Source organism: Falsiroseomonas sp. (assembly GCF_041690465.1).
GTDB lineage: Bacteria > Pseudomonadota > Alphaproteobacteria > Acetobacterales > Acetobacteraceae > Falsiroseomonas.
In genome coordinates this window covers 74595-88379 of sequence record NZ_JAWLHG010000010.1, presented here as the reverse complement: position 1 = coordinate 88379, position 13785 = coordinate 74595, and the positions used below count along the sequence as shown (strand labels likewise).

Here is a 13785-nt window from a genome sequence, read left to right as displayed (position 1 = left end):
CCCTGGCGCGGCTTGGCGGTCCCGGCGGGGTGGGCCGTGTTGCATAAGATGAAGCAGAAACACATTTCATCGCCGCGCGGTCCGCTATAGGTTGCCTCTGTCGGAAGGCATCCGTGGCGGCGGGTCCGACGCGCATCGGGGACACATCGTCGGTCATGAGCCGGAACAGCACGCCCAACCTGACACCTCTTCCGGGCGGTTGCGCCGCCTGCGCGGTGCGGCCCTTCGCCCTGTTCCGGGTGGTGCCTCAGGCACGGGTGGGGGAGATCGCCCGGGTGCGCTCCGGCGTGCGGCTGGTCCGCGCGGGGGAGGCGATCCGCGACGGCGTGTTCACCCTCTATGCCGGCTGGGCCTTCACCTGGACCGCGACCGCCGATGGGCGGCGGCAGATCCTGGACTTCCACCTGCCCGGCGACCTGATCGAACGCACCGAGGACGGGGCGGAGGTGGAGGCGCTGACCGATGTCTCCTTCTGCATCCTGGCGCGCGACCGGCTGTGCGAGTTCATGGGCCGCGATCCCGGCCTGGCGCTGTCCTATGCGGAGGGGCTGACGCGCGACCGCGCGCGCCTGCGGGAGCGGCTGACCAGCCTCGGCCGGCGCGACGCGGTGGGCCGCGTGGCGCATCTGCTGCTCGAGGTGCATGGGCGGCTGCAGCGGCGGGGCGGGGGCGACGCCAAGGGTGGGCCGGTGCCGTTGAAGCAGGCGCATGTCGCCGACGCCCTCGGCCTGTCGGTGGAGCACGCCAACCGCGCGCTGGCGGTGCTGCGCAAGGACGGGGTGGCGACGCTGGCCAAGGGAAGGCTCGACATCCTCGACCGCCGGGCGCTGGAGGATGTGGCCGGCTGGGACGGGCCGCCCTCGGTGGAGCCGCTGGCGCCGCGCACCGCCGTGGTCTGATACCCGCGGCCTCGTCGGGTGACCTGCGCCCGCTGCACGCGGGCGAGCGGCCGAATGGCCGCCGAGGCGCACAAATGCCATGTCAGCGGTCGACGAAGCCGGCCGCTGACATGAGGGGCGTCGCCTCCTATCGCCGGTTGGGTTAGCCTCGGCCCGGAACGAGGAGAGAGGCCCCGCGATGCATCCCCGCCGCCTTCTGCTTGCCGCGCTGCTCGCGCTGGTGGTGGCATCGGCTGCCGTGGCGCAGGGCGCCGATCCTTCCTTCAACCTGGTCAACCGCAGCGGCCAGGACATCACCGAGATCTACGTCTCGCCGGTGAGCGAAACCTATTGGGGGCGCGACCTGCTGGCCGCCGAGGTGCTGCCGAACGGCCGCGCCTTTCCGGTGCGCCTCTCGCCCGCCAGTGGCTGCCGGCAGGACATCCGCGTGGTCTATGCCGATGGCAGGCCGGAGGAGCGGCGCAACCAGGATACCTGCCGGATCGTGGACCTGGTGTTCGGCACCGCGCAGGCGGCGCCGCGCGCCGCGGTGGGCAGCGGCAATCCCTCCTTCAACCTGGTGAACCATGGCGGCCAGCCGATCCGGGAGGTCTATGTCTCCTCGGCGCGCGAGACCCATTGGGGCCAGCAGCGGCTGCCGCGCGTCATGCAGCCGGGGGAGCACCTGGCCGTGCGGCTGGCGGCGAACGATTGCGTGAACGACGTGCGCATCGTGTGGATGGACGGCCGGAGCGAGGAACGCCGCCAGGTGGACACCTGCCGGCTGGTCAACCTGGTCTTCCGGTAAGCCTTCCACCGTGACGGCCTCGGCGGCCGGGCCGCGCGCGACCCTGGCCGAGCAGTATGCCCAGCTGCGCGAGCGCCGCGCGGCCGGCCGGCCGGTGGCGTTCGAGGCGCTGCTGCGCGCCTTCTACGGCGGGTTTCTCAGGCCGGGCGACATCGCGCTCGACCTCGGCGCCTTCAAGGGCACGCACACGCTGCCGCTGGCCGAGGCGGTGCGCGGCGAAGGCGGCGCGGTGCATGCCTTCGAGCCGAACCCGGACCTCGCCGCGGCGCTGCGCCGGCGCTGCGCGCATCCCGCACTCGTCCATGTCACGCTGCACGAGGCGGCGGCGGGGCTGGAGGATGGCGAAGCCGATTTCGTGCTCGCGCTCGACAGCCCGGGCTACAGCGGCCTGCGGCAGCGTGAGTACGACAGGCCGGACATGCGCACCCGCACCATCCGCGTGCGCTCCGCGCGGCTGGACACCGAGCTGGCGGGGCTGGAGCGGCTGGCCTTCATCAAGGCCGACCTGGAAGGCGGCGAGTTCGACGCGCTGCGCGGCGGCGCGGCGCTGATCGCGCGCACGCGCCCGGCGATCGGCTTCGAGTTCGGGCGGCGGTCCTACAGCGCCTATGGCGTGGATCCCGGCGCCGTCTTCGACTGGTTCGCCGGGCAGGGCTATCTGCTGTTCGACATCCTCGGCAACCTGCTGGGCACGCGCGAGCGCTTCCTGCGCGCCGATTCCATGCCGCTGATGTACGAATACCTGGCGCTGCCGCAGGAACGGCGCGACCTGCACCGGCTGGCGCGCGGGCTGGCCGCGCAGATCCCGGACTGGCCCTGGGGCGGTGGCGCGAAGCCATCCGGCGCGACGCGGCATCTGGTGATCCCCGGGCTGGCCAAGGCCGGAACGACCTTCCTGTTCGAGCAGCTCGCCGCGCAGCCCGCATTGTTCGGCCGTGCGCGGGAGAAGGAGATCGGCTACTTCAGCCGCCCCGGCGCGGTCACGCGAGAGGACTACCTGGCGCTGTTCCCGGAGGCGGATCGCGGCCGCATCCTGCTCGACGCCTCGCCCGCCTACATCCAGAACCGGCCCGACACGGCGCGGCGCCTGCGCGAGGCGCTGGCGGGCGACAGGGTGGATGTCGTCATCCTGCTGCGCGATCCGATCGACGCGCTGTTCTCGCACTACCTGCACGACCTGAAATCCACCATCGGCCGCCCGAGCTGGATCGCGGAGCGGCCGGAGAGCTATGCGCTGTCGGAGGAGGCGGTGCTGGCCCGCTACCTGCGGCCGCGCGCGGCGGCAGTGGAGGCGTTCAAGGACGTGTTCGGCGAGCGCTGCCGCGGCTTCCACATGGCGGCGCTGTTCGACGGCACGGCGCAGGCGGCGCTCGGCGCGATGCTCGGCGTGGAACTGCGCGGCTTCGACACGCGGCGTGTCGCCAACCGCGGCGGCTTCGTGCCCGGCTATGTGTATGGCGGGGCGGAGGGCGTCGCATACCGGCAGGGCGGGCAGGCCTGGCACGTGCCGCCGGGGACGCTGGTCTTCGTCGCCGAGGAACGCTCCGAGCTGCATCCCGACATGCCGGGGGACGCCGCGGAGGCGCTGATCCGGCTGGGCGCGAGCTTCACGGCGGAGATCGTCCTGCCGGCCGCCACGCTGCAGCCGGTGGTGGAGGACTACCTCGCCATGTGCCGGACGCTCGGGCTGCCGCCGGCGCTGAAGCCGCGCGGCGAGGCAGTGCGCTTCGCGGCGCCGCGCGCCGGCGTGTCGGAGCAGGTGCTCGCCCGGCTGGCGCGCCTGTAGGCACAGGCGCGCCGCCGCTTCCGTTTCAGGCGGCGTTCAGCGCCTTCCACACGCTCTCCGGCGTCGCCGGCATGTCCACCACCTTGCCGCCGAGCGCATCCACCAGCGCGTTGATCACCGCCGGCGGCGAGCCCACGGCGCCGGCCTCGCCGGCGCCCTTCACGCCGAGCGGGTTGGTCTCGCAGGTCACCTCGATCAGGTCCACGTCGATGTCCGGCAGGTCCTCCGCCCGCGGCAGCGCATAGTCCATGAAGGAGGCCGAGAGCAGCTGGCCGCTGCCGTTGTCGTAGGCGGTGCGCTCCATCAGCGCCTGGCCGACGCCCTGCGCGACGCCGCCATGCACCTGGCCGCGCACGATCAGCGGGTTCAGCGCGTGGCCGACATCGTCCACCACGATGTAGCGCAGCACCTGCACCGCGCCGGTCTCGGCATCCACCTCCACCTCGGCCATGTGGCAGCCATTGGGGAAGGTGTGGCTCTCGATCTTCGCGGTCTCCATCGCATCGAGCAGGATCGCGGACTGGCCGGCGGCGACGCGCTTCCGCTGCGCGGCGGCGAGGTCGAGGATGCCGATGCCACGGTCGGTGCCGACCACGGCGAAGCGGCCGGCGCCGGGCGTGAACTCGATATCGGCGACGGCGGCTTCCAGCTGCTCGGCGGCGGCCTGCTTGCCCTTCTCGATCACGCTGGCGGTGGTCACCAGGATCGCCTGACCCTCGGAATAGAGGCTGCGCGCGCCGCCGGTGCCGCCGCCATCCGGCAGCGAGTCGGAATCGCCCTGCTGCACGCGGATCTTGGCCACGGGGATGCCGAGCTCATGGCTGGTGAGCATGGCATAGGCGGTCTCGTGGCCCTGGCCGGTGGATTGCGTGCCGACATAGACATCCACCATGCCGTCCTCGGCGAACACCACCTTGGCATTCTCGGTCGGGCCGCCGCCGGTGGCTTCGAGGTAGTAGGCCAGCCCGATGCCACGCTTCTTCCCGCGCTTCGCCGCCTCCGCGCGGCGGGCCTCGAAGCCGGCCCAGTTCATCTTCTCCAGCGCGCTGTCGAGCAGCTGCGCGAAGTCACCGCTGTCGTAGCGCTGGCCCATCGCGGAGACGTAGGGCATGGCGCTCTGCGGCACCATGTTGCGGCGGCGGATCTCGACGCGGTCGATCTTGAGCTCGCGCGCCGCGGTGTCGATCAGCCGCTCGACCAGGTAGTTGGATTCCGGGCGGCCGGCGCCGCGATAGGCGTCCACCGGCACGGTATGCGTCATCACGCCGAGCACGTTGGCGTGGATCGCCTCGAAGCCATAGACGCTGGCCAGCACCTTGGTGCCGGCGCCGGTCGGGATGAAGGGCGCGTAGTTGCTGAAATAGGCGCCCATGTTCGCGTAGTTCCTGGTGCGCAGCGCGAGGAACTTCCCGTTCGCGTCGAGCGCGATCTCGCCGAGGGTGATGTTGTCGCGGCCATGCGTGTCCGACAGGAAGGCCTCGGTCCGCTCGGAGGCCCATTTCACCGGCCGGCCGAGCTGCTTCGCGGCGAAGCAGACCAGCACCTGCTCGGCATAGAGGAACAGCTTCATGCCGAAGCCGCCGCCGACATCGGGGGTGAGGACGTGGATGTCCTCCGGCGGCATGCGGAAGATCGCCTCCGCCAGCATGTTGCGCACCTGCCAGGAGCCCTGGGTGTTGGTGTGCAGGGTGAGCTTCCCGCCCTGCCACGCGGCGACGGCGGCGCGCGCCTCCATCGAGGCGACGACGACGCGGTTGTTCACCACGGTCAGCCGCGTGACATGCGCGGCGCGGGCGAAGGCGGCATCGGTCTTCGCCTTGTCGCCCGCCTCCCAGTCGAAGGCGATGTTGTTCGCGGCACCCGGCCACACCAGCGGCGCGCCGGGCTCATGCGCGGTGGCGAGGTCGGTGGTGGCGGGCAGCACGTCGAACTCCACCAGCACCGCCTCGGCGCCGTCGCGCGCGGCCTGCGGCGTCTCCGCCACCACGAAGGCGATGGGGTCGCCGACATGGCGGACGGTGTCGGTGGCCAGGGCCAGCCGCGGCGTGTCGGCGCGCGGCGTGCCGTCGCGGTTCTTCAGGGGGATCATGCAGGGCAGCTCGCCGAGGCCGGCGGCCTTGAGGTCGGCGCCGGTGATCACCGCCAGCACGCCGGGGATCGCCCTGGCAGGCGCGGTGTCGAGCGCGGTGATGCGGGCATGGGCATGCGGGCTGCGCAGCACCACGCCATGCGCCTGGCCGGGCATGCTGATATCATCGGTGTAGCGGCCGCGCCCCGTGAGCAGGCGGGGATCCTCCACGCGCCGCACCGACTGGCTCAATCCGAACTTCGCCATGGCTTCCATCCCCGGTGTTGGTCTGCCGCCATCATCTGACGGCTTTGGGCGATTGGGGAAGGGGGCAACCGCGTCTTCCCGCGGGCGTTCACGCGCTGGCGAGTTTGGAGACCCGAGATGCGCATGATTCGTGCTGCCCTTATAAGTGGCCTGCTGACGTGCAGCCCTGCGCTGTCGCAACCCGCGGCGCAGGCCGAGGCGGCGCGCGCACTGCGTGCCGCGGAGGGCGAGCTGCGCGAGACGATCCGGCGGATGGACGAGGGCGGCCTGACCGCCAGCACGGGGATCTCGCATCTGCGGCAGGCGCTGAACGAGGTGGAGCGCGCCATGCTCACCCTGCCCGCCGCGGCGCGCCAGGGCGCGCCCTGGCAGACCGCGGTGAAGGAGGTGAGCGAGGCGATGACCGTGCTGCGCGAGGAGGGCACCGACCCCGCCCGCGCCCGCGCCGCGGCCGGCGAGGCGCTGTCCACCATCCCCGCGCTGCGCGGCGAGGAGACGGGGTCGGAGGGCGGGTGAGCTACTCCGCCGCCGCCGGCCGCGGCCGGCGGAAGCGGGACTTCACCTTTTCGCGCATCGTCTGGAACACGGCGTAGAGCATCGGGATCATGAAGATCCCGATCAGCGACGCCGCGATCATGCCGCCGAACACCGGCGTGCCCACCGCCCGGCGCGAGGCGGAGGCGGCGCCGGTGGCGATCACCAGCGGCACCAGGCCCAGGATGAAGGCGAAGGAGGTCATCATCACCGCGCGGAAGCGCAGCCGCGCACCCATCACCGCCGCCTCGCGGACGGACATGCCTTCCTCGCGCCGCTCCTTGGCGAATTCCACGATGAGGATGCCGTTCTTCGCCGCCAGCGCGATCAGCACCACCAGGCCGATCTGCGCATAGACATCCAGCGCCAGCCCGGTCAGCCACAGCGCCAGGAGGGAGCCGAGGCCACCGACGACGACCGAGAGCAGCACGGGGATCGGGATCACCCAGCTTTCATAGAGCGCCACCAGGAAAAGGTAGGCGAACAGCACCGAGAGGGCGAGCAGGACGCCCGTCTGCCCCGCTGCCAGCTTCTCCTGATAGGCGGTGCCGGTCCATTCGTAGCCGTAGCCCTGCGGCAGGGCGCGGGCGGAGATCTCCTCCATCGCCAGCAGCGCATCGCCCGAGGAGACGCCCGGCGCCGGCGCGCCCTGCACCGCGACGGAGCGGACGTTGTTGTAGCGGTTGATGGTCTGCGGCCCGAGCACGATGCGCGCCTCCGCCAGGCTGCGCAGCGGCACCATCTCGCCGCGGTTGTTGCGGACATGGATGCGCCAGAGGTCGGGGATGTCGTCGCGGTCGCGCGCCTCGCCCTGGATGTTCACCTGCCAGGATCGGCCATAGAGGTTGAAGTCGTTAACGTAGAAGCCGCCGAGCGTGGATTGCAGCGCGGCGAAGATGTCGCTGATCCGCACGCCGAGCGCCTGCGCCTTGTCGCGGTCCACGTCGAGGAACAGGCTGGGCGTGTCGGCGGCGAAGGTGGAGAACACGCGCGTCAGCCGCGGATCCTGGTTCGCCGCGACGATCAGGCCGAGCATGGCCGAGGACATCTCCTCGGGCGGGCGGCCTTCCAGGTTCTGCAGCTGGTACTGGAAGCCCGCACCGGTGCCCAGCCCGATGATCGGCGGGATGTTGAAGGCGAAGGTGTTGGCGGTGCGCACCTGTTGCACCGCGCCGAAGACGCGGCCGATGGCGGCATAGACGCTCTCTTCCGGGCCGGTGCGCTCGTCGAAGGGCTTCATCCGCACCACGACGAAGGCGGCATTGGATTGTGCGCCCTGATCCACCAGGGAGAAGCCGACGATGGAGAGCGTGTCGTCCACGCCCGGCGTGCCGCGGATGATGCCCTCCACCTGCTCCACCGCGGCGCGGGTGCGCGCCAGGCTCGCACCCTGCGGCAGCTGCATCACCACGAAGAAGGCGCCCTGGTCCTCCTCCGGCAGGAAGCCTTGCGGCGTGCGCTCCGCCAGCCACCAGATGCCGGCCCCGAAGGCCGCGGTCAGCACGAGCGAGAGAGCCGCGATGCGCACCAGCCGCGCGACGACGGCGCCATAGGCGTCGCGCACCTTGTCGATGACCCGCAGCACGAAGCCGAGCGGGCCGCGGCGCGAGCCGTGATGCGGGCGCAGCACCAGCGCGCAGAGCGCCGGCGAGAGGGTCAGCGCGACGACGGCCGAGATCAGCATCGCGGTCGAGACCGTCACCGCGAACTGTGCGAACAGGACGCCGGAGAGGCCCGGGATGAAGCCCACGGGCACGAAGACCGAGAGCAGCACGAGGGTGATGGCGATGATCGGGCCGGTGATCTGCGCCATCGCCTTCTTGGTGGCCTCGGCCGGCGAGAGGTGCGGCTCCTCCGACATCACGCGCTCGACATTCTCCACCACGACGATGGCGTCGTCCACGACGATGCCGATGGCCAGCACCATCGCCAGCAGGGTGACGGTGTTGGCGGTGAAGCCGAGGAGGAGGAGCACGGCGAAGGTGCCGATCAGGCTGACCGGCACGGCGATGGTGGGGATCACCGTGGCGCGCAGGCTGCCGAGGAACAACAGCACCACCAGCACCACCAGCACGAAGGCTTCCAGCAGCGTGATGATCACCTCCTCCATCGTGTCCTGCACGAAGGTCGAGGTGTCGTAGAGGGTCTGGAAGCGCATCCCCTCGGGGAAGCTGCGCGACATCTCCTCCAGCGTGCGGGTCAGCGCGGCGGAGGCCTGCACCGCATTGGCGCCGGGCGAGAGATAGGTGCCGATGGTGATGGCGGGCTTGCCGTCCAGCCGGCTCTCGGTGTCCATCCGCGCGGCGCCGAGCTCGACCCGCGCGACGTCGCGCAGCCGCAGCAGCGAGCCATTGGGCGAGGCGCGGATGACGATGGCGCCGAACTCCTCCGGCGTGGTCAGCCGGCCGCGGGTCTGCAGGTTGATCTGGTACTGCTGGTCCTCGGTGATCGGCTGCGCGCCGATGCGCCCGACGGCCGCCTGCACGTTCTGCGACTGGATCGCCTGGATCACGTCGGCCGGCGTGAGGCCGAGGCTGATCAGGCGGTCGGTCTCGAACCAGATGCGCATGGAGTAGTCGAGCGCGCCGAAGATCTGCACCTGGCCGATGCCGGGCACGCGCGCCAGGCGGTCCAGCATGTTGATGGTGACGTAGTTCGACAGGAACAGCGGGTCCTGCTCCGGCCGGTCGGACAGCACGGCGACGAATTGCAGCACGGCGGAGGATTGCTTGCGCACCGTCACGCCGGCGCGCTGCGCCTCCTGCGGCAGGCGTGCGAGCGCCGACTGCACGCGGTTGTTGACGTTGACGGTGGCGATGTCGGGGTTGGTGCCGAGCGCGAAGGAGACGGAGAGGGTGTAGGTGCCGTCATTGGCGGAATTCGAGGACATGTAGAGCATGCCCTCCACGCCGTTCACCGCGCCCTCGATCACCTGGGCCACGGTCTGCTCGACCACCGCCGCGGAGGCGCCGGGATAGACGGTGGTGACCGAGACCTGCGGCGGCACGATGTCGGGGAACTGCGCCACCGGGATGCGCAGCATCGCCAGCGCGCCGGCCAGCGCGATCAGGATCGAGAGCACGATCGCCAGCCGCGGGCGATCCACGAAGACGGCGGAGATCATGGCGGATCAGCCTGCTCCCGGCGCGCTGCGGACGGCGGGCGCGGAGGCGGGGGCGGGGGCGACGGGCTGGCCGGGGCGGACGCGCTGCACGCCCTCGGCCACCACCGTCTCGCCGCCCTCGAGGCCGCTCTCCACCACCACCTGGTCGGCGATGCTGCGGCCGAGCGTGACGCCGCGGCGCTGCGCCTTGTTCTCGGCGTCCAGCACGAAGACGTAGTTGCCGCGCTGGTCCTGCAGCACGGCGGCGCGCGGGACCACGACCGCGGGCACCGGCTCGGCGCCCTCGACGAAGACGTTGACGAACATGCCGTCGATCAGCCGGCGATCCGCGCCGGTCGCGCCCGATGCGGCATTGCCGTCGATCGGCGGGTTGTCGATGACGGCACGGATCAGGATGGTGTCGGTGCTGCGGTCAACCTGCGGGTCCACGAAGTCGATGCGGCCGGCCGGGGCGTGGAGCTGGCCGCTCGGCAGGCGCAGCCGCACCCGCACCGCCTCCGCCCCGCCGCGCGTGGCGTAGCGCTCCCGCAGCTCGGAGCCGGTGCGGAGCGAGACGGGGAAGGTGACGCGCATCGGGTTCTGGCTGACGATGGTGGCCAGCGGTTCGCTGGTCGGGCCGACGACGGAGCCGACGGAATAGGTCGCACGGCCGATCTTGCCGTCCACCGGCGCCGCGATCTCGGTGTAGCCGAGGTTGATCTCCGCGACGCGGAGCTGCGCCTGGGCGCCGAGGACGGCGGCCTGGGCGGTGCGTTGCTGTGCCGTCGCCTCGTCCACGCGGGCCTGGGTGCCGGCCTGGCTGCGCACCAGGTCGCGGGCGCGATTGAGGTTGATGGTGGCGTTGGTCAGCTCCGCCTCGGCCGCGGCGACCTGCGCCTGGGCGCGGGCGAGCTCCGCCTCGAAGGGCGCGCGTTCCAGGCGGAACAGCGGCTTGCCGGCCTCCACCTCCTGCCCCTCGCGGAACAGGCGCTCCTGGAGAAAGCCGGTGACCCGGGCGCGCAGGTCCACGCGGTCGATCGCCTCGACGCGGCCGACGAACTCGCTGCTTTCGGTGACCGGCCGCCGCTCGGCGGTGATGACGCCGACGGCGGGCGGTCCCTGCGGGCCGAACTGCGCCAGCGCCGGCGTGGCGAGCAGGAGCGGCGCGGCGACGGCGATGGCGGCGCTGAAGCTTCGCATCTGGGGGGTCCAAGGTTCCAGGCATGGCAAGCGCCACCGGCGGCGCGCGTCAAGCGCCGCGGGCGGCCTGCCGGTCCGAGCGCCGCTACGCGGCGGTGCCGCGCGCGGCTTCGAAGGCTTCGATCTCGGGCAGCAGGGTGAAGGTCAGTCCGATCTCGTCGAGGCCGCGCAACAAACAATCGCGCGCGAAGTCCGGAATGGCGAAGTGATACGCGGCGCTGCCGGCGGCGACCAGCAGGTTCTGCGGTAAATCAACTGTGAGCTGTGTGCCGGGCTGCCGCGCAACGAGGTTGCGCAGCGCCGTGCAGTCCGATTCGGCCAGCCGGATCGGCAGCAGGCCGTTCTTCAGGGCGTTGCTGAAGAAGATGTCGCCGAAGCTCTCCGCCACCACGGCGCGGATGCCGAGGGCGAGCAGCGCATAGACCGCCGCCTCGCGCGAGGAGCCGACGCCGAAATTGCGTTGCGCCACCAGGATGCCGGCCTGGTCGAAGGGCGGGCGGTTCAGCACGAAGTCGTCGCGCTTCGCGCCGTCCGGCGTGAAGCGCAGGTCGTGGAACGCGTATGTGGAATACCGCTCGTCGCGCGGGCGGCGCATGAAGCGGGCGGGGATGATCTGGTCGGTGTCCACGTTGGACATCTCGAGCGGCGCGGCGATGGCGGTGAAGGTGGTGAAGGGTTCGGCCATCTGCGTCACTCCCCCGCCGCGACGAGGCGGCCGGCCAGCGCGCTCGCCGCGGCCGAGGCGGGCGAGACCAGGTGCGTGCGCGCGCCGCGGCCCTGCCGGCCCATGAAGTTGCGGTTGGAGGTGGAGGCGCAGCGCTCGCCTTCGCCGACGCTGTCGCCGTTCATGGAGACGCAGAGCGAGCAGCCGCTCTCCTCCCAGCTCGCACCCGCTTCGGCGAAGACGCGGTCGAGGCCCTCCGCCTCGGCGGCGCGCTTCACGGCGGAGGAGCCGGGCGAGATCAGCATCGGCACCGCGATCCGCTTCCCCTTCAGCACGGCGGCGGCGCTGCGCAGATCGTCGAGCCGCGCATTGGTGCAGGATCCCAGGAAGACGCGGTCCACCGCCACGTCGGCGAGCCGCTCGCCGCCGGCGAGGCCCATGTAGTCCAGGCTGCGCTGCCAGGCCTTGGCGCGCGCGGCGTCGGGCGCTTCCGTGGGCCTCGGCACGCGGCCGGCGAGGGGGGCGGCTTCCTCCGGGCTGGTGCCCCAGGTGGCCATGGGCGTGATGGCGGCGGCGTCGAGCGTCACCTCGGCGTCGAAGGCGGCGCCCTCGTCGCTGCGAAGGTCGGCGATGTCCACGGGCCGGGCGAAGGGGCGGCCGGCGAGCCAGGCTTCGGTGACGGCATCGGGTGCGACCATGCCGGTGCGCGCGCCGGCCTCGATCGCCATGTTGCAGAGGGTGAGGCGCCCCTCGACCGAAAGGGCGCGCACGGCGGGGCCGGCGAACTCGATGGCGCCGCCGAGCGCACCGCCGGTGCCGATCATCGCGATCAGGGCCAGCGCCATGTCCTTCGCGGTGCTGCCGGCGGGAAGGCTGCCTTCGAAGGTCACGCGGATCTGGCGTGGCGGGGACTGCCAGATGGTCTGGGTGGCCAGCACATGCGCCACCTCGGAGGCGCCGATGCCGAAGGCGAGCGCGCCGAGCGCGCCGTGGCTCGATGTGTGGCTGTCGCCGCAGACCACCGTCATGCCGGGCAGGGTCAGGCCGAGCTCGGGGCCGGCGACATGCACGATGCCCTGCATCGGGTCGGCGAGCTCGAAGGCGCGGATGCCGGCTTCCCTGGCGTTCTTCTCGAAGGTCTCGATGATGCCGCGGATCTCGGGGTCGGCGATGGCCGTCGTGTCGCGGGCCCGCGTGGGCGCATCGCGCCCGGGGCGCGTGGGAGCATAATGGTCGCCGAAGCCGAAGGAGAGGTCGGGACGGCGCACCTTCAGACCGCGCGCGCGGAGCATGTTGAAGGCGTGGAAGCTGCCCTCGTGGAAATAGTGGCGGTCCACGTAGAGCAGGCAGAGCCCGTCGTCGCGCCGGTGCACGACATGGGCGTCCCAGATCTTTGCGAACAGCGTGCGGGGCATGGCCTAAAGCTGCGGCGCCGGCGGCCGGACCGCAAGGGGCGGGGTCCGGCCCCTGGCCGGCGGGCGCAATCCGGCCCTCTGGCCGGCGGGCGGAAACGCCGGCAGGTTGCGCGCCATGTGGTTCGACCCGCCGCGCGCCCTCGCCGCCACCCTGCTCTCCCGCCTGCCGGATGCGCTGCGCCGGCCGAAGCCCTCCGCCTGGGCGCAGGCGAACCGGGGCGGGGCGGCGATCGACAGCTTCCTGGAAGGGCCCTGCTTCGACGCGGCGGGCAACCTGTTCTGCGTAGACATCCCGCATGGCCGGGTGTTCCGCGTGGCCGGCACCCAGTGGGAGGCGGTGGCGGAATACGAGGGCTGGCCGAACGGGCTGGCGGCGCGGGGTGGGGAGCTGGTGGTGGCAGACTACCGCCACGGGCTGCTCGCGCTCGATCCCCGCGACGGGGCGATGGCGCCGATCCTGGAGACGGTGCTCTCCGAGGGGTTTCGGGGCCTCAACGACGTGCTGGCGCACCCCGACGGCTCGCTGCTGTTCACCGACCAGGGGCAGACCGGGCTGCAGGACCCCACGGGACGCGTCTTCCGCCTGCATGCCGATGGCCGGCTGGACCGGCTGATCGCCAATGGCCCGAGCCCCAACGGCCTGGCGCTCAGCCGCGGCGCGACGCATCTGCTGGTGGCGATGACGCGCAGCTGCGAGGTGTGGCGCTTCGCGCTGCGGCCGGATGCGGTGGTGGGCAAGGCCAACCTGTTTTTCCGCGTGCCTGCCGGCATCTCCGGCCCGGACGGGATGTGCATGGACGCGCATGACCGGCTGTTCGTCGCCAATCCGGGACACGGCCAGGTCTGGGTGGTGGACCCGCACGGGGTCTGCACCCACCGGGTGGACTGCACGCCCTTCGGCCGGATGCCGACCAACTGCACGCTCGCGCCGGATGGCCGCACGCTGGTGATCAGCGAGAGCGCATCGGGCTGCCTGCTGGCCGCCGAGATCCCGCCGCCCTGACCGGTTCCGCTTGACGCGCGCCCGTGCGGTCGCGCATCCTCGGCCGCATAACAGAACGA

Annotated in this window: 10 protein-coding genes; 5 read left to right on the top strand and 5 right to left on the bottom strand. The window is 71.9% G+C overall.

Annotation, left to right across the window (positions count from 1 at the left end; translation table 11 throughout):
- Positions 1 to 155 precede the first annotated feature (155 nt).
- From ACESM1_RS12465 to ACESM1_RS12455, 3 genes are all read left to right on the top strand, one after another.
- The gene (locus ACESM1_RS12465) at positions 156 to 899 is read left to right on the top strand and encodes a Crp/Fnr family transcriptional regulator (protein WP_372620500.1); all 744 of its coding nucleotides are present in this window, start codon (positions 156 to 158) and stop codon (positions 897 to 899) included.
- A gap of 178 nt (positions 900 to 1077) precedes the next feature.
- Positions 1078 to 1686, top strand: a complete 609-nt coding sequence (locus ACESM1_RS12460; protein WP_372620499.1) for a hypothetical protein — start codon at positions 1078 to 1080, stop codon at positions 1684 to 1686.
- 10 nt (positions 1687 to 1696) lie between these two features.
- Positions 1697 to 3472 carry an FkbM family methyltransferase gene (locus ACESM1_RS12455; protein WP_372620497.1) on the top strand — a complete coding sequence of 592 codons (1776 nt, stop codon included), beginning with the start codon at positions 1697 to 1699 and terminating at the stop codon, positions 3470 to 3472.
- A gap of 25 nt (positions 3473 to 3497) precedes the next feature.
- On the opposite strand, the gene ACESM1_RS12450 is transcribed toward ACESM1_RS12455, so the two are convergent.
- Complete coding sequence (locus ACESM1_RS12450; protein ID WP_372620495.1) at positions 3498 to 5807, bottom strand: xanthine dehydrogenase family protein molybdopterin-binding subunit; 2310 nt, start codon at positions 5805 to 5807, stop codon at positions 3498 to 3500.
- Between the two features lie 117 nt (positions 5808 to 5924).
- On the opposite strand from ACESM1_RS12450, the gene ACESM1_RS12445 reads away from it, so the two are divergent.
- Complete coding sequence (locus ACESM1_RS12445; RefSeq protein WP_372620494.1) at positions 5925 to 6323, top strand: hypothetical protein; 399 nt, start codon at positions 5925 to 5927, stop codon at positions 6321 to 6323.
- A 1-nt stretch (position 6324) separates the two neighbouring features.
- Here the strand turns inward: ACESM1_RS12445 and ACESM1_RS12440 are convergent, their stop codons facing one another.
- The 4 genes from ACESM1_RS12440 to leuC all read right to left on the bottom strand — a co-directional run bounded on the left by ACESM1_RS12440 (position 6325) and on the right by leuC (position 12723).
- A complete protein-coding gene (locus ACESM1_RS12440) occupies positions 6325 to 9465 on the bottom strand; it encodes an efflux RND transporter permease subunit (protein ID WP_372620492.1) in 3141 nt (1046 codons plus the stop codon).
- Between the two features lie 6 nt (positions 9466 to 9471).
- Entirely contained in the window at positions 9472 to 10644 is a 1173-nt protein-coding gene (locus ACESM1_RS12435) for an efflux RND transporter periplasmic adaptor subunit (RefSeq protein ID WP_372620490.1), read from the bottom strand.
- 85 nt (positions 10645 to 10729) lie between these two features.
- The gene (gene leuD, locus ACESM1_RS12430; protein WP_372620488.1) at positions 10730 to 11329 is read right to left on the bottom strand and encodes a 3-isopropylmalate dehydratase small subunit; all 600 of its coding nucleotides are present in this window, start codon (positions 11327 to 11329) and stop codon (positions 10730 to 10732) included.
- Positions 11330 to 11334: 5 nt separating this feature from the next.
- Positions 11335 to 12723: a 3-isopropylmalate dehydratase large subunit gene (leuC, locus tag ACESM1_RS12425; protein ID WP_372620486.1), complete on the bottom strand. Its 1389-nt coding sequence runs from the start codon at positions 12721 to 12723 to the stop codon at positions 11335 to 11337.
- A 115-nt stretch (positions 12724 to 12838) separates the two neighbouring features.
- Here leuC and ACESM1_RS12420 point away from each other — a divergent pair, with 115 nt between their 5' ends.
- A complete protein-coding gene (locus ACESM1_RS12420) occupies positions 12839 to 13726 on the top strand; it encodes an SMP-30/gluconolactonase/LRE family protein (RefSeq protein ID WP_372620484.1) in 888 nt (295 codons plus the stop codon).
- Positions 13727 to 13785: the final 59 nt, after the last annotated feature.